Source organism: Collinsella sp. SGI.241 (assembly GCF_050312955.1).
Taxonomy (GTDB): domain Bacteria; phylum Actinomycetota; class Coriobacteriia; order Coriobacteriales; family Coriobacteriaceae; genus Collinsella.
Genome location: NZ_JBNPKM010000003.1, coordinates 13,856 through 30,448, shown reverse-complemented (window position 1 = coordinate 30,448; position 16,593 = coordinate 13,856). Strand labels below are relative to the sequence as shown.

Here is a 16,593-nt window from a genome sequence, read left to right as displayed (position 1 = left end):
ATGTCCTCGACCTTTGGCAACGTTTTGCACTTAAGCATCTTCGGCCAGTCGCACTCCCCCGCCATCGGCTGCTCGCTCGACGGCATTCCGGCAGGTATCGCCGTTGACCAGGAGGCGTTGCAGGCCTTTTTGGACCGTCGCGCCCCCGGTCGCGACGAGACCGCGACCAAGCGCCGCGAGGCCGACGCCGCGCACATCATTGCCGGCGTGGTCGATGGGCACACCACCGGCGCGCCCATAGCCGCGATTATCGAGAACACCAACACGCGCTCCAAGGACTACTCCGAGTTGCGCCGCAAGCCCCGTCCGGGCCATGCGGACTACCCCGCGCGCGTGAAGTACCACAACATGCACGATGTCGCCGGCGGCGGACATTTCTCCGGCCGCCTGACGGCACCCTTGTGCATCGCCGGCGGCATTGCGCTGCAGGCGCTCGAGGCCCGCGGCATTCAGGTGATGGCGCACGTGGCGCAGATCGGCGGCATATCCGACCTGCCCATGGACGACATGGTCTATCGCGAGGCCGACCGCAAGGCGATCCTTTCGAACGACCTACCGTGCATCGACGCGGCAGCTGCCGGCCGCATGCGCGAGGAAATTCTCGCCGCACGCGATGAGCTCGATAGCATCGGCGGCATCGTGGAGTGCGGCATCTACGGCCTTCCCGCGGGCATCGGCGACCCCATGTTCGACGGTATCGAGAACCGCATCGCGCAGATCGCGTTTGGCATTCCCGCCGTAAAGGGCGTGGAGTTTGGTATGGGCTTTGCCGTGGCCGCCATGCGCGGCAGCGAGAACAACGATCCGTATCGCGTTGATGCCGAGACCGGCGAGATTGCGGTCGAGTCCAACAACGCCGGCGGCATCCTGGGCGGCATTTCCACCGGCGCGCCCGTCATGTGGCGGATGGCCGTAAAGCCGACGCCCTCCATTGGCCGCGAACAGCAGACCGTGGACATTGATGTCATGGAAAATGCGGAGCTCTCGGTCCACGGCCGCCACGATCCCTGCATTGTCCCGCGCGCCGTCCCCGTAGCCGAGGCAGCCGCGGCGCTCGCCATCTGGGACGCCCTCCTGGAGGACGCCGCCCAACTTTAGCCCACCCACCCCGAGGGTAGCTAATTTGGGACGGGGCTTTTTTAGCTACCCCCATATGCCAGTGAGTATTTGCCCCGGCACCCATCGATTCGCCGCCAGTCAAAGGGTAGCTAAAAAAGCCCCGTCCCAAATTAACTACCCCAGGCAACAATTCACGAAAGGGGTCTCCATGGACCTTGCCGATATTCGCCAGGCCATCGACGGCATTGATACCACGCTCCTCAATAGCTTTATCGAGCGCATGGATATTGCCACCGAGGTCGCCAAATCAAAGATCGAGATGGGCAAGGCCGTCTTTGACCCCGCCCGCGAGCGCTCCAAACTCAACAACCTTGCCAGCCGAGCACCCGAGCGCTACGAGGCCCAGACCATTACCCTGTTCCGCCTTCTCATGAGCATGAGCAAGGCCGAGCAGCAGCGCTACATCAACGAGCTCAAGGGCATCACGGTGTCGCAAAAAGCCCACGCCACGGCCGTAGCCTTCGATACGCCCTTCCCTCAAACGGCCTCCGTCGCCTGCCAGGGCGTGGAAGGCGCCTACAGCCAAATCGCCGCGTGCAAGCTCTTCGACGTGCCCGACATTGCGTTCTTCGAGACCTTTGAGGGTGTCATGCACGCCGTGCGCGACGGCTTTTGCGAGTTTGGCGTGCTGCCCATCGAAAACTCAACCGCGGGCTCGGTCAACGCCGTCTACGATCTTCTCGCACAGTTCGACTTCTATATCGTGCGCTCGCTGCGCCTCAAGATCGATCACAACCTGCTCGTCAAACCCGGCACCAAGCTCGCCGACGTGCGCGAGGTCTACAGCCATGGCCAGGCCATCGCCCAGTGCGCCGGCTTTATCGAGGCCCACAGTCTGCACGCCACCAAGTACCCCAACACTGCTATGTCGGCCGAGATGGTCGCCAACTCCGATCGCACCGACGTCGCCGCCATCGCCTCGCGCAGCTGCGCCGCGCTGTATGGCCTCGAGGTGCTGGAGCCCAATATCCAGGACTCGGACAATAACTACACACGCTTTGTCGTCATCAGCCGCGAGCCGCGCGTCTATCCCGGTGCCAACCGTACCTCGCTCATGATCACCACGGCCAATGAGCCGGGTGCCCTCTACCGCGTGCTCGAGCGCTTCTACGCGCTCAACATCAACCTCATCAAGCTCGAGAGCCGCCCCATCCCCGGGCACGACTTTGAGTTTATGTTCTACTTTGACCTGGACTGCCCCTTTGGCAGCAAGGCCCTCGACGACCTGCTCGACTCGATTGACGACGTGTGCGAGAGTTTCACCTACTTTGGCAGCTACACGGAGGTGCTCTAGATGACCGAAACCGCTGCAACCCGCCCCTACGGCGTGCTGGGCCGCGTGCTGGGCCACAGCTACACCCCGACCATCTACAAGGAGCTCGCAGGGCTGGAGTATGTGCGCTTTGAGCGCGAGCCCGAGGACCTCGAACCCTTTATGACGGGCGACGAGTGGGAAGGCACCAACGTGACCATCCCCTACAAGCGAGCCGTCATGGAATACCTGGACGAACTGAGTCCCCTGGCCGAGCGCATGGGCAACGTCAACACCATCACGCGCCTACCCGACGGCCGCCTGCGCGGCGACAACACCGACTACTTTGGGTTTCAGTGTCTAGTCGAGGAGTTGGGCGTAGAGGTTGCCGGCAAGAAGGTCCTCGTGCTCGGCGCCACCGGTGGTGCCGGCACCACAGCAAGCATGGTGCTCGGTGACCTGGGCGCCGTCGTTGTGCCTGTCGGCCGCACGAGTGAAGTCAACTACGACAACATCGCACAGCAGTCCGACGCGACGCTGCTCGTCAACTGCACGCCTGCTGGCATGTTCCCCCACTGCCCCGACGCGCCTTGCACGCTCGAAGGGCTCGATGCGCTCGAAGGCGTCATCGACATTGTCTACAACCCCGCCCGCACGGGACTCATGCTCGAGGCCGAGCGCCGCGGCATCCCCTGCATCGGCGGCCTGCTGATGCTCGTGGCCCAAGCGGCACAGGCTGTTGAGCGCTACACCGGCCAAGTCACCCCGCGCGAGCGCATCCTGGATGTGACGGAGCGCCTGTCCCGCCGCAAGCAGAACATCGCGCTGATCGGCATGCCGGGCTCGGGCAAGACCCGCGTGGGCGAGCAGATCGCCCAGCTCACGGGCCGCGAGCACATCGACTTGGACCGCGCGCTCGAGGAGCGTCTGGGCATGCCCTGTGCCGACTTTATCGTCGAGCGCGGCGAGGCGGCCTTCCGCGAGCAGGAGACGGCGGCGCTGGCCGACATCTCCAAGCGCAGTGGCCTGGTGCTCTCCACCGGCGGCGGCGTGGTCACGCGTGACGAGAACTACCCGCTGCTGCACCAGAATAGCCAGATTGTGATGCTCAACCGCAAGCTCGACGAACTCGCCTACAAGGGACGCCCCATCACTGCCCGCGATGGCATCGAAAAGCTCGCCGAGCAGCGCATGCCGCGCTACCGCGCCTGGGCCGACCACATCATCGACTCACGCGACTGCGCCGCCAGCACCGCCCAGGCCCTCCTCGACACCCTCTAAAACCTGCCAAAAAGGGACAGGTTTATTTTGGCAGGTTTTATCTGGGCAAACGCCACAGACAGCAAGCCCCGCCACCAACCAGACCGCAAAGGAAGCAACCATGAAAGCACTCGTCATCAACGGACCCAACCTCAACATGCTCGGCATTCGCGAGCCGGGTATCTACGGCAGCGACAACTACGACCGCTTGGTCCAGATCTGCCAGGAGGCAGGCGCCGCGCAGGGCTTTGACGAGGTCGAGGTCTTCCAGTCCAACCACGAGGGCAGCATCGTCGACAAGATCCAAGAGGCCTACTGCGAGGTCGACGGCATCGTCATCAACCCGGCAGCCTACACGCACACCAGCGTGGCGATTCTCGACGCCCTCAAAGCCGTCGCCATCCCCGCAGTGGAAGTCCACATCAGCGCCGTCGAAACACGCGAGGACTTCCGCCAGGTAAGCTATGCGCGCCTGGCTTGCTTCGCCACCATCACCGGCGAGGGCCTGCAGGGCTACGCTCACGCGCTGGAGCTGCTGAAGGAGCATCTCGAAAAGTAGCGTCGCGAGCAAATCCATCAACACGACTACGCGCTAATAAAGCCAGCGCCGGCAGTAGCGACCTCGCTGCTGCCGGCATTTTATTACTGGCATATAATCGTTGCAGTCACACTACGTCTGGAGACCCACATGCTGAGCATTCACCTGGGGGATTACCCCGGTTCCATCTACGATACCGAAACCTATTTTAGGAACTCATACTTGGACTCATGGTTCGAAGACCCCATGGCCGCACAGATTATTAAACGCGTGGACGGATCAGAGCTCATCGGTCCCCACAACATCGTAAGCAAGCAGCTGGGCTCAATCACTCCACTCGAACTGTCCGGCGGCGTTAAGACGCTGCTGCTGGTGCGCAATCTCCCAAATATGGTGTTTAACGCATCCACCTGCGGAGACAACTGTGCCCGCTGGCTACTCAAGATCGGCAAAGAACAGGATGTGCTGGTGACCCTTTACCACATCATGAAATTCCCCTGGAAGAACTTTGAAATCCGCATTGAAAACGATGGCCGCATCGTCAGGAACATGCAGGAGTTTGTCGGTGCCACGAATGACTTTTTGGATGTTGATGAGTAATGAGGGGAACGCACACCGTTGTCGTAGAGCGTGCAAAGGTCAAATACACGCTCACGTTTAAACGAAATATTTCCTTCATACGCGGCAACAGCGGCACGGGCAAAACGACGCTCATCTCGATGATTCGCGACTACAACGACCGAGGACCGGAAAGCGGCGTTGCACTCAGCTGCGACGTACCTTGCGAAACGCTTTCTGGCAGACGCTGGGAGCGCGAGCTGTCGATCATCGAAGATTCAATCGTCTTTCTAGATGAGGGTAACGAGTTTATCTACTCAAAGGACTTCGCCAAAGCCGTCAACGGCTCGTCCAACTATTTTGTTCTGATATCTCGTCGCGACGCCAACGAGCTCCCCTACAGCGTCGACGAGATCCTAAAACTGGTCAACACCACAAGCAAGACGATCAATGGCCGCAAGAGCGACAGGCGCTTCTACTCGGTGACCAAGCCGCTATATGACCACACGGCAAGTATGCTGTATCAGGACCTTAACGTAGGTTTCGACAATCCCGATGCCGTAATTGTCGAGGATAGCAAGTCTGGTTATCAATTCTACAGCGCCCTTTGCAACCGACTGGGAATCCCCTGCTACACCGCTACCGGCGTAGCAAACCTAAAACGAACGATTCACGAATGCCCTGAGCAAAACGTTCTTGCCATTGGAGACGGCGCAGCGTTTGGCCCCTACATCGAAAAGGTGCTGGGACAGCGCGTTTACAAGAACGTTCGCTTGTTCCTCCCGGAATCATTTGAGTGGACGCTTCTGCAATCCGGCCTCATCCCCAACAACGACATTCCAAAAATCCTCAAGGACCCTTCGAGCTATATCGAAAGCCGCAAGTACCTAAGTTGGGAGCGATTCTTCACCGACGTATTGATCAAGTACTCGACAGACACTCGCTATGCCTACAGAAAAGCAAAGCTCAATGAGCAGTACCTGAAGCCGCAGGCGATGAATGCCGTATCGAAAGTCTTACCGGAGTGTTTGAGGACGAATTAGCAGATTCTTTAAATCATCTAGAAACCGAGGCTATGCACATGAGCTAAAGCTGCAGAAAGAACGCCTACAACACGCCTGCTACACTAATCCGTGGAACGGAATTATCAGGTTTATTTGTCCCAAATCTTAAGTAACTGTTTGATTACATACAAAGGAGCACATCCATGTCCCAGTACGATTACCTCGTCGTCGGTGCCGGCCTCTCGGGCGCCGTCTTTGCCAATGCCGCCAAGCGCGCTGGCAAGTCGGTCCTGGTCATCGACCGCCGCGACCATATCGCCGGCAACGTCTACACCGAGGACGTCGAGGGCATCCAGGTCCACCGCTACGGCGCGCACATCTTCCACACCTCCATGAGGGACGTCTGGGACTACGTCAACCACTTCGCCGAGTTCAACAACTACGTCAACTCGCCGGTCGCCAACTTCCGCGGCAGCATGTACAACATGCCCTTCAACATGAACACCTTCGCCAAGATGTGGCCGGGCGTCGTCACGCCGGCCGACGCCAAGGCCAAGATCGCCGAGCAGGTGGCCGCCGAGAACATCGGCGAGCCGGCAAACCTCGAGGAGCAGGCGCTGTCGCTCGTCGGCCGCGACATCTTCGAGACGCTCGTGAAGGGCTACACCGAGAAGCAGTGGGGCCGCGACTGCAAGGACCTGCCCGCGAGCATCATCAAGCGCCTCCCCTGCCGCTTCACCTACGACAACAACTACTTCAACGACCGCTACCAGGGCATCCCCATGGGCGGCTACACCAAGATGGTCGCCAACATGCTCGAGGGCGTCGAGGTGCGCTGCGGCGTGGAGTACAAGGAGCTGGCCGCCGCCCAGCCCGACATCGCCGCCAAGACGATCTACTGCGGCCCCATCGACGCGTTCTACGACTTCAAGCTGGGCACGCTCGAGTACCGCAGCCTGCGCTTCGAGACCGAGACACTCGACGAGCAGGACCACCAGGGCGTGGCCGTGGTCAACTACACCGAGCGCGAGATCCCCTACACGCGCATCATCGAGCACAAGCACTTCGAGTTCGGCACGCAGGCCAAGACCGTCGTCACGCGCGAATACCCGGCCGACTGGAAACCCGGCGACGAGCCCTACTACCCCATCAACGACGCCAAGAACGAGGCCCTCTACAAGCAGTACGAGGAGCTGGCGGCGCAGGAGGGCGACGTGATCTTCGCCGGTCGCCTGGGCGGCTACAAGTACTACGACATGGACAAGGCCATCGCCGCGGCCTTCGAGCTCGTCCGCAACGAGCTGGGCGTGGAGCCCACGGAGGCGTAGGGTTAAGCATTAATCATCGCCGGCCACCCTGAATGCTAGACGACATTTGGTTTAAGAGTTGCACGTAACAGTCCATAACGCCTTTTTGATAAAAGTCTCCCCCACTCACGTATTGGAGGGTTCGAACAAATGACATTTGCTCGAACCCTCCAATGGATAGTAAAACGGAAAGTAATGCCTTCGGCTGTTCAGGTTTGCGATAGCATTTGACAAAACCGAACGCAAAGGAACCATTAATGCAGCTTACGCATAAACAGTTTAACGTCCTCTATGCCCTGAGCAGACGCCCCGGCATTACGCAACAACAACTTGCGGGCGAGTGCGAGATTGGGCTTACAGCGGCAAATGCCGCCGTAATAGACCTCTCAGAAGCCGGCCTCATCAAGGAAGCCCGCCTCACGCCTAAGGGCATGACCGCACTAAAACCCTACGCCGTGGACAATGCCGTTATCCTTGCGGCAGGCCTCTCCAGTCGCTTCGCCCCCATCTCCTACGAGCGCCCCAAGGGGCTTCTTAAAGTTCGTGGCGAAGTCCTGATCGAGCGCCAAATTGAACAGCTACACGAAGCCGGGATTTTCGACATCGTCGTCGTTGTGGGATACAAGAAGGAGTCCTTCTACTACCTCGAGGACAAATATGGCGTTAAAATCATCGTGAATTGCGCCTACGCTGAGCGCAATAACAATTCCTCGATTATGCTCGTGCGTGAGATGTTGGGCAATACGTACATCTGCTCCTCGGATAACTATTTCGAGAAGAACCCTTTCACAGACCATGCCTGGAAGGCCTACTACTCAGCCGAGTTCAACCAGGGCCAGACACCTGAATGGTGTCTGGAAACCGACACCCACGACCGCATCACCAAAGTTAGGGTCGGCGGGTCCGATGCATGGTACATGATTGGCCACGCTTATTTCGATCGAGAGTTCTCAACTCGTTTTCGAGAAATTCTTGAGGAAGAATACGACCTCCCCCAAACCCGCAACAAGCTCTGGGAAGATCTCTATGCCGATCATATCGACGAGCTTGACATGCAAATCCGCAGGTACGATCCGCCCACCATCCACGAGTTCGACTCACTCGACGAGCTGCGCAACTTCGACCCTCTTTTCCTCGAAAACCTTGATTCCGAGATTTTCGACAACATCGTTGCCGTCTTGGGATGCGATAAATCAGAAATTCGTGACGTCTATCCGCTCAAACAGGGACTTACGAACCTCAGCTGCCACTTTACGACCGATGACGGCGAGTGGGTCTACCGCCACCCCGGCGTAGGAACCGAGCTCCTTGTAGACCGCAAAGCCGAAAAAACCGCACTCGAAACCGCATGCACGCTCGGCCTTGACTCCACCTTTGTTTTTGCGAATCCCCGCCGCGGCTGGAAGGTGTCACGATTTGTGACGAATTGCAGAAACCTCGACGTTCACGACGACGCCCAATTGGCCCAAGCCATGCAAATGGCCCGCAGGCTTCACGAGAGCGGTGCAAAAGTTAATCGCTATTTTAGCTTCTATGAAGAAGGAAGGGGCTACGAACGTGCCATTCTAAAACACGGGCCCATCGATGTGCCGGATTTGTCCGAGATGGATACGCAGGCAGCCGAACTGAACAGGATGCTCATTGCCGACGGCGGCGATCCGGTCCTCTGCCACAATGATTTCTTTAGTCTCAACTTCCTCGTAAGCGGCGACGGCCATGTCGATCTCATTGACTGGGAATACGCCGGTATGAGCGACTATGCTAACGATTTTGGAACATTCTGTGTTTGTGAACAGTTAACCGAGAAGAAAATGCGCAGGGCACTAGAGCATTACTTCAGCCGCAAGCCAACCGATGCGGAATGGCGTCACAACCTGGGCCAGGTGGGCATGGCGGGCTGGTGCTGGTACACATGGGCACTGCTTAAAGAGGCAGAAGGCGATAACGTTGGCGAGTGGTCCCATATCTACTACCGTTATGCCAAAACTTACCTTAAGAAGGCGCTCGAGCTCTACAAGGAGTGCAGCGGGTAAGCAGCGGATTGTCTCCCCATCACATGTTTAAGAGGAGCAAAATCAAGGCGGCATCATCAGCGGCGACGACCGCCATAGCAAGGGGTACCGAAAAGGAAGCGAACACACTTATTATCGTATAAGCCCCATAACCAAGCATGCAACCATTATCGAAATAAGGCTGCAAGTCATCCCCATGCCTTACAGTCCGCGTTAAACAATGTCACGGCTGAACGCTTATAAAGCAAAGACCCGGCATGATAACCGGGTCTTCAAAAACTCTTTTGGTGCTCCATGGCGGATTCGAACCGTCGACCTTGGGATTAGAAGTCCCCTGCTCTATCCAACTGAGCTAATGGAGCATAAAGTCGCGTATCCAAGCGAGTGCAAGTTCACGCGGCTAATAAATTATAGCCTACTTGAACTGGTCGTGGTACGCCTTGCAAACCTCATCCACGGGGCCATCCATGCGTAGATCGCCCTTCTCGATCCATACGGCACGCTGGCAAATGCGCTCAACCTGCTCCATGGAGTGAGAAACGAACAGAACCGTGACGTCGCCGCTCTCAATAAAGTGCTGAATGCGGCGCTCGCACTTCTGCTGGAAAAAGACATCGCCAACAGAAAGCGTCTCATCGACGATAAGGATATCGGGCTCGGTAATCGTGGCGATAGCAAAGGCGATACGCGCGACCATACCCGAAGAGAAGTTCTTCAGCGGCATGTCAACGAAGTCTTTGAGCTCAGCGAACTCGATAATCTCGTCAAAGCTAGCGTCGATAAACTCCTTGGTATAGCCGAGCAGCGCACCGTTCAGATAGATATTCTCACGCGCGGTAAGCTCCGGGTCAAAGCCAGCACCAAGCTCAATCAGTGGCGCGATATTGCCGTGGACCTTGACCTCACCCTCGCTGGGCTCCAAAACGCCAGCGATAATCTTGAGCATCGTAGACTTACCGGAGCCGTTAGTACCAACAAGGCCAACAACCTCGCCGCGATGCACATCAAACGAAATGTGCTTAAGCGCCCGGAACTCCTCAAAGAACAGCTCGTGCTTAGCGAGTTTAATGAAGTACTCCTTGAGATTCGTAAGCGACTCAGACGCCATGTTAAAGATCATGGTGACGTCTTTAACCTCGACAGCAAGGGGCTGCTTGCTGTAATCAATAGCAGATTCAGTCATGAACAGCACTCCTTAGATGTAGAGAATAAACTTGTGCTCGGTCTTGTGGAACACGGTATAGCCAATGGCAAGAGTAAAAACAGCCCAAGCAACGCACAGACCAAACGTAAGCGCAGAAGGCATGGTATTAAACAGGAAGATATCGCGCATAAACTGCAGATAGTTGTACATGGGATTCACAACCACCAGAACCTGAATCCAGTGAGCCATCTTGCCAATGAAGTCAGTCGTCCAGAAAATCGGCGTCAGATACATCCAGGCAGTAATGACAACACTCCACAGATGCATAACATCGCGGAAGAAGACTGCCAACGCCGAAAGCATCAAACCCAAACCCATGCAGAAACACATGAGCAAAAGGAGACAAACCGGCAACAGGATTAAATGCCAAGTAGGAACTACATGGAACCAGAGCATGACCAAGGCGACGGCGACCAGAGAGAAAGCGAAGTTAACAAGCGAAAACAATACCTTCTGCACCGGGAATACCCAGCGATGCACCTTGACCTTCTTTAGCAGTGAGGAAGCCCAAATGATGGACATAAGCGCTTGGTTCGTCGACTCGGACATGACGGAAAACGTCACGTTACCAACGATCAAATAAAGCGGATACATCTCAGGCGTGATGGAGCCATTACGACCTTGAGCAAAGATAGTCGAAAACACGATCGACATGACAATCATCATCAACAAAGGATTAAGAACGGACCAAGCTACGCCCAAAACGCTGCGACGATACTTAATCTTAAAATCCTTGGTAACCAACTGCCTGAGGATAAATTTGTCCTTCTCATAATCATTTTTAGCGTGAGAGGCCGGTTTAGCCACCGCTTTCTGACTCTCAAGATTGTCAGCCACGGACCATCTCCTTGTCTCGCAAAACATAACAGTGGAAAGTATAGCCCTCCCGCGCAGACGATAACTCACCGCAACAAATCTGGAGAACTAACCCATATCTAATCAAAGGGATAGTTGATGGTTATACTTTCGACCAGTTGAGTCATTAAAGGAGGTCCTATATGGACTATTCGAATATCGCCGTCATTATCCCTTGCTACAACGAAGCATTAACGATCGGCAAAGTTGTCGATGACTTTCACCGCGAATTGCCAGACGCAACAGTATACGTTTACGACAACAATTCTGCCGACAATACGGCACAGATAGCCAAGCAGCACGGGGCTACAGTGCGACATGAACCAAGACAGGGCAAAGGCAACGTCTGCCGCCAAATGTTTCGCGATATCGACGCCGAGTGCTACTTGATGGTTGATGGAGACGACACGTACCCCGCCGAAGCCGCCAAATCGCTCTGTGAGCCCATCCTTAATGGCGAGGCAGACATGACCGTCGGAGACCGTCTCTCTAATGGCACCTATGCAGAAGAGAACAAAAGAGCATTTCACGGGTTCGGAAACAATCTTGTTCGCGCTATGATCAAGTGGATTTACGGCTACAGCTTTGACGACGTGATGACCGGCTACCGAGCCATGAGCAAACCCTTCGTCAAGACCTTCCCCGTTTTGAGCGAGGGCTTCCAAATTGAAACCGAGCTCTCCATCCATGCCGTCGATCACCGCTGGCGCATTCAAGACGTACCAGTAGAGTATCGAGATAGGCCCGCAGGCTCCGAGTCCAAGCTCAACACAGTAGGTGACGGTATTAAAGTTATCGCAATGATTGGAACGCTTTTTAAGGATTACCGGCCACTCAAGTTCTTTAGTCTTATTGCATTCATCTTTGCCGTCATAGGTCTCACTCTCGGAATCCCAATTGTTGCGGAGTACTTCCAAACCGGCTTAGTCCCCCGCTTCCCCACAGCCATGCTCGCGGCCTCATTCATGTTTCTGTGCGGGCTGAGCCTGGCAACCGGCCTCATCCTCGACTCCGTAGCAAAAGTTGAGAAAAAACAATGGGAACTGCAGGTGTATAGCAAAACAGAATGCAGTCACTAGCGATGCCACAAATTAAAGGGCGGTATACAAATTTTATTTAGCATTTAATCATGCTATCCACCGCTTAATGGGAGCCGGGCTCCACTCATCCAGATTTAATCAGTCGTCGCAAAACCATCGAACTACGTAGGCTATATTAAACAGAACTCAATTCTCAACACGAAGGATACAGAATGGGCATCCTGTCACGCATCGTCGACCATCTTCCCGCATCAAAGCGAGCAATTAGAGATCTTCGCTCAGATGTCTATGAACTCTATGAACTCAACCGATCCATCAATGCGAGGATCGAGCAGGCTGACAACGGTATTAACGACAACCTGAATTTTAGGGCCGAATGGCTTAAAAGTGATAACGACGGCGTTTCGATGAGAATCGAAACGATGCTTTGGCAGCTTTACCGAAACGACAACGAAGATCTACAAGACACAAAGAAGCGTTTTTTCGCATCGCTTCCAAAAGCCAATGGCGGGCTCAGGGCAATGCAACTCGGATGTGCAAAGCTGCTTGGAGAGTTTGACTCATTATGTAAAGACAACGGTCTTCAATACTGGATTGCATTCGGAACGCTTCTTGGAGCAATCCGACACCAGGGCTTTATTCCTTGGGATGACGATAGCGATCTCGGCATGATGCGATCGGAGATTGACAGACTTATCGATATTGTCAGCGATGACGAACGGTATCGAATCTCAATCGTTTACGATGTCTGGAACTTCTGTAAGCAAGTTCGTTTTATGTACGCAGACATTAATAATCCCTGCTTTTTAGACTTGTTCATATTTGAAGAGAGCGGCAACGCCGATAAAAAGACGTTTGAAAAACAGCTAGAACTAAGAATGAAAATGATAGCTGAGATGAAAGACGCCCCCTACTACAGCGAATGGAAAGAAAAGGAATTCATTCCAGCATCCGATCCACTAACAACCCAAATAGAAGAAACGTTTGCAAAATACCGCTCGATCGAAATGAGCCAGGGAATAATTGATGGCCAAATAACTAATGGCATGCTTTGGGGCATTGAAAACATCTACTATTTATCTGATTACAAATGGGCTTGTCAAAAGCGAGAAGTGTTTCCGACGCAGACAATTTCATTTGAACGGATTTCTTGCCAGGCGCCAAAAAATCTAAGAAAGTTTACCGAAGATGTATATGGAGACATCTATCGTGTTCCAATGGACATAACTACACACTGCGAACATGTCAGCAAAGAGCAACTCCGCGCATTAGAGAACCAAGAGTTATAGGGCGCTGCCATCAATGGATTGGCGTTCGACTCGAAACACCAATCCATTAAATGTGTTTAAACTTCATTATGACGACCGTGTAATTGTCCCTGCAATAGCACGGTCGAATCTACTATGACGGCCACTCTGTGACGATAGCTTGAATAGACTATTTTAGCTATCGAAAACGCCTAATCAGAGAAACCATCTTAAACATAACCCTATGTCGCCTTGTCCCAACTGGAAACAACGTCCGTTTTAATCCAAGCGGTCGGTATTCCGCAAGCATAACTAAAAGTGACTCATACGCATCCATACACCTGGCCAAACGCCAATAATCACGACAAAGTGCATTCGCCGGTTCAGAGAATGGAGTCGTATCCGATGAATAGAGCAACAATCCACTCTCATCGGAGGCCTTATACTCCTTTGCCGTGCACTCGTTGGCCCACATGCCAACTTCTTCAAAGGACACCACGGGCATACTGCTCGAATTCGGGATAAAGCTGAAATTTAGTTTGCGCATCATAAGGCTTCGAACCGCAAATACGCTTAGCGGGAAGCAGAAAGCATCTTTAGCGCTGCCCGGTTTCTTTTTATGCGACTGATACTTTTGAAACTCTTTAGCCAAATCGCCTCTTGGATCGATGCCCAGCTCAGATGCACAGGCACAGTACAACTCATATGGCTCAGGACAGATAGTAGAAAGCTGAGACAAATCAACTATAAGAGCGGACGCCTCGCTCATCTCCCAGCCACCTGCAGCAGCAAGATATAAGTCGCGCAAACGAGACGAAACGGGCTTATTAAGCTCTTTCTCGAGGAAAACGCTCTTTATAGCAGCGAGTGAATATACTGAACCTTCAATAATTACGGCTGGGTCTTTTTTAAAGAAAGCACACCCCTCAACCCAAAGAACTCGATGATGACTAGTCGAATCGGCATCCATGATGCGAGGAAGCATAAAAGGAAGGACAATATGCGCTTCAGCGGCATCCATAGAACCAAAGAGGTTGTTGGGTCCAACTACCGGGAAAGTTGCTTGTCTAATTTCAAGATTCTCCGGAATAGCCTCGAGTATGTTAAGGCAATTGGCAAAGTTAAACTGACAATTATGAATTAGAAGCAATCGATACTTTCGATTCGCGTCAAGCTGACGAATTAAGCTCTCCAGCGCGACGGAAAATTTAATAGGCGTCGATTCCGCATAGCGCCATACGATATCAACCGTTTGGCTATCGACTACAGCAGCGTCAATCGGAGCAGGAGTCTCTTCAAAGAAAACAAGCGGACGCTCAGCGATCTTAATCCCCCTCTTAGAGATATGAGAAACGAATACGCTGTATAGGATCTCGCCCAAATAGCCACAAATACGTTTGTGAGTAGTCGTCTTGTTCTCATAGTCGTATTCAAAGTCAAACTGCTGAAGAATCGAAAACTCAAATGCACAGAGTTCATCGAAGAGGGTCTTCTTCATCACGAAGCAGTTATAGCCCAGATACTTGGAACCGTTAAGATATGCGACAAGCTCGTCTACAAAATCAGGCTGAACAATCTTGCAAATATCAACCATATGGTCTAGCTCGGCTTGAGTAACAAGGCCATAAGCACACATATGGTCCCTTATAGTTTTTTTAGGGCCGCAAGGAGTGGGAACTCCCCTCACGTCCCAATAAGGAGCGCGTACAAGGTCGACCTTCTCGACACAGTCCCTAATCAAAGCCTCGTTTGCTAGCTGATACTTTTTAATTGACAGTGGAGACAAACATTCATCCTCAATCTGAGCATGATCGTTCGACTCATATTTCTTCTCATCAAAATTGAAAAAACGGCGGTAATGGCATTGGCCAACATAATCTGCCTCTAAGTTTTTCCAGGCCCAATACTGACCGCTCATTTCACAAAAAGTGAAATTCCGATCGGAGATATTCTCGCCGCAATCATCGCGCTGGCATCCAGGAATAGTCTCCTTGCCCAAAGAGCCTACATGAACAGGTAGATACAGGTCGGAGCAAGGAATGCAGACGGGCTTATGACACGAAACTAGAATCTTGATGTTGGGTTTAGACATATATCCCCCGGCTACGCCTTAAGCTTAAATTGATCACGATGATTGGCGTGGAACTCAACCATCGTCTTTGTTTGCGCGCCACCGTAACCAAGATGGCCCACAACAATATTTTCATTTACAACCATCACTCGCCCAGTAAAGCATGCATAGTTGCAAATATGCTCCTCGTCGTCTCCAAGGCCATATGGACCTCCGACAAAGGTCAACGGGAAATGCCCAAACTCATTCCATGCATCGCGTGTGAACAGAATGGCACCGATGCTATAGCGAATCGGGCAAATTGAATACTGGAAACCTTCATTTTCAATTGAGAAGCGCTCCGTAAGCGCATCGATATCGCGCAAAACAGGCTGAGACTCGCCCCACATATAGCGAGCGACCTTAGGTTCGGAAATGACCTGTCGATTGTGATGCAAACCATCCGAATATTTCATATCCGTGAGACCGGTATTCCTGAAATCATCCAAGAGATTCAACTTATCTAGCAAGCGAAGATGCCCATAGCAACTGACATTAATTAGAGGAGAGACAAACGCAGGCTTATACAGGGTGTTAGACTCAAGTTCCTCATAGGTATCAAGCATCGCCTCAAAGAAGCCCTTGGTCAAAAACATATCCTCATCGAGCTTATAAATCCACTTAGCCCTGGGATGGCATTCAATCGCAATATTCTGAACAACAGATAGATGATTAACAGAAGTCGAAAGATAGGACCAACCATGCTCAGCGGCAATTTTCTTAAGCTCTTCGTTCACAAGCCCGCTGGTCATTACGCACACATCAACATCGGAAGGCACATATGCCGCAATACGGCCAAAAACGTCTTCCCATAATGTCGGCTTATATCCAGCGAGAATAATACAGAGTTTATCACTGCCCTTGCTACGATCGATAAAGTCATGAGTTCCGGATTGGATAGCCCGCATGGCCTCGTCGCCCCGAATATCACGACGAGCCTTTAAGAAAGCCTTTCCAAACTTATTTGAGTTAATGGCATCATAAACAGTGTTTTTAAGAGACATGAAATACTCCTACGAATCAGTGACATGAAAAATAATAAGCCACCCGCTTGTCGACGAGTGGCTTATCGCGAAGCACTAAAAAT

At 53.3% G+C, this 16,593-nt stretch carries 14 protein-coding genes and 1 tRNA gene; 10 read left to right on the top strand and 5 right to left on the bottom strand.

What is annotated here, in order from left to right:
• From aroC to ACQQ92_RS01920, 8 genes are all read left to right on the top strand, one after another.
• Positions 1-1,098: a chorismate synthase gene (aroC, locus tag ACQQ92_RS01955; protein ID WP_427795650.1), complete on the top strand. Its 1,098-nt coding sequence runs from the start codon at positions 1-3 to the stop codon at positions 1,096-1,098.
• A 169-nt stretch (positions 1,099-1,267) separates the two neighbouring features.
• Entirely contained in the window at positions 1,268-2,413 is a 1,146-nt protein-coding gene (gene pheA / locus ACQQ92_RS01950; protein ID WP_427795649.1) for a prephenate dehydratase, read from the top strand.
• Positions 2,414-3,652: a shikimate kinase gene (locus tag ACQQ92_RS01945; RefSeq protein WP_427795648.1), complete on the top strand. Its 1,239-nt coding sequence runs from the start codon at positions 2,414-2,416 to the stop codon at positions 3,650-3,652.
• 100 nt (positions 3,653-3,752) lie between these two features.
• Positions 3,753-4,190: a type II 3-dehydroquinate dehydratase gene (aroQ, locus tag ACQQ92_RS01940; RefSeq protein ID WP_427795647.1), complete on the top strand. Its 438-nt coding sequence runs from the start codon at positions 3,753-3,755 to the stop codon at positions 4,188-4,190.
• Positions 4,191-4,319: 129 nt separating this feature from the next.
• Positions 4,320-4,769: a DUF4869 domain-containing protein gene (locus ACQQ92_RS01935; protein WP_427748113.1), complete on the top strand. Its 450-nt coding sequence runs from the start codon at positions 4,320-4,322 to the stop codon at positions 4,767-4,769.
• Positions 4,769-5,770, top strand: coding sequence for a hypothetical protein (locus ACQQ92_RS01930; RefSeq protein WP_427795646.1), 1,002 nt, complete (start codon positions 4,769-4,771; stop codon positions 5,768-5,770). Before ACQQ92_RS01935 ends, ACQQ92_RS01930 begins: the two co-directional genes overlap by 1 nt.
• Before the next feature lie 164 nt (positions 5,771-5,934).
• Positions 5,935-7,059, top strand: coding sequence for a UDP-galactopyranose mutase (gene glf, locus ACQQ92_RS01925; RefSeq protein WP_427795645.1), 1,125 nt, complete (start codon positions 5,935-5,937; stop codon positions 7,057-7,059).
• Between the two features lie 236 nt (positions 7,060-7,295).
• Positions 7,296-9,071, top strand: coding sequence for a phosphotransferase (locus ACQQ92_RS01920; RefSeq protein ID WP_427748118.1), 1,776 nt, complete (start codon positions 7,296-7,298; stop codon positions 9,069-9,071).
• 264 nt (positions 9,072-9,335) lie between these two features.
• On the opposite strand, the gene ACQQ92_RS01915 is transcribed toward ACQQ92_RS01920, so the two are convergent.
• The 3 genes from ACQQ92_RS01915 to ACQQ92_RS01905 form a co-directional block, all read right to left on the bottom strand.
• A tRNA-Arg gene (locus ACQQ92_RS01915) sits at positions 9,336-9,412 on the bottom strand.
• Between the two features lie 53 nt (positions 9,413-9,465).
• Positions 9,466-10,233 (bottom strand): ABC transporter ATP-binding protein, encoded by a 768-nt coding sequence (locus ACQQ92_RS01910; protein WP_117776189.1) that lies wholly within the window; start codon positions 10,231-10,233, stop codon positions 9,466-9,468.
• A 12-nt stretch (positions 10,234-10,245) separates the two neighbouring features.
• The gene (locus tag ACQQ92_RS01905) at positions 10,246-11,091 is read right to left on the bottom strand and encodes an ABC transporter permease (RefSeq protein WP_427748120.1); all 846 of its coding nucleotides are present in this window, start codon (positions 11,089-11,091) and stop codon (positions 10,246-10,248) included.
• 161 nt (positions 11,092-11,252) lie between these two features.
• On the opposite strand from ACQQ92_RS01905, the gene ACQQ92_RS01900 reads away from it, so the two are divergent.
• Together ACQQ92_RS01900 and ACQQ92_RS01895 are read left to right on the top strand one after the other, a co-directional pair.
• Positions 11,253-12,188, top strand: a complete 936-nt coding sequence (locus ACQQ92_RS01900) for a glycosyltransferase family 2 protein (RefSeq protein ID WP_427748122.1) — start codon at positions 11,253-11,255, stop codon at positions 12,186-12,188.
• A 173-nt stretch (positions 12,189-12,361) separates the two neighbouring features.
• Positions 12,362-13,438: a LicD family protein gene (locus tag ACQQ92_RS01895; RefSeq protein WP_427748124.1), complete on the top strand. Its 1,077-nt coding sequence runs from the start codon at positions 12,362-12,364 to the stop codon at positions 13,436-13,438.
• Positions 13,439-13,595: 157 nt separating this feature from the next.
• Here ACQQ92_RS01895 and ACQQ92_RS01890 read toward each other — a convergent pair whose 3' ends face one another.
• On the bottom strand, positions 13,596-15,488 hold the full coding sequence (locus ACQQ92_RS01890; protein WP_427795644.1) for a DUF4422 domain-containing protein: 1,893 nt from the start codon (positions 15,486-15,488) through the stop codon (positions 13,596-13,598).
• 11 nt (positions 15,489-15,499) lie between these two features.
• Positions 15,500-16,510, bottom strand: a complete 1,011-nt coding sequence (locus tag ACQQ92_RS01885) for a hypothetical protein (RefSeq protein ID WP_427795643.1) — start codon at positions 16,508-16,510, stop codon at positions 15,500-15,502.
• Positions 16,511-16,593 lie beyond the last annotated feature (83 nt).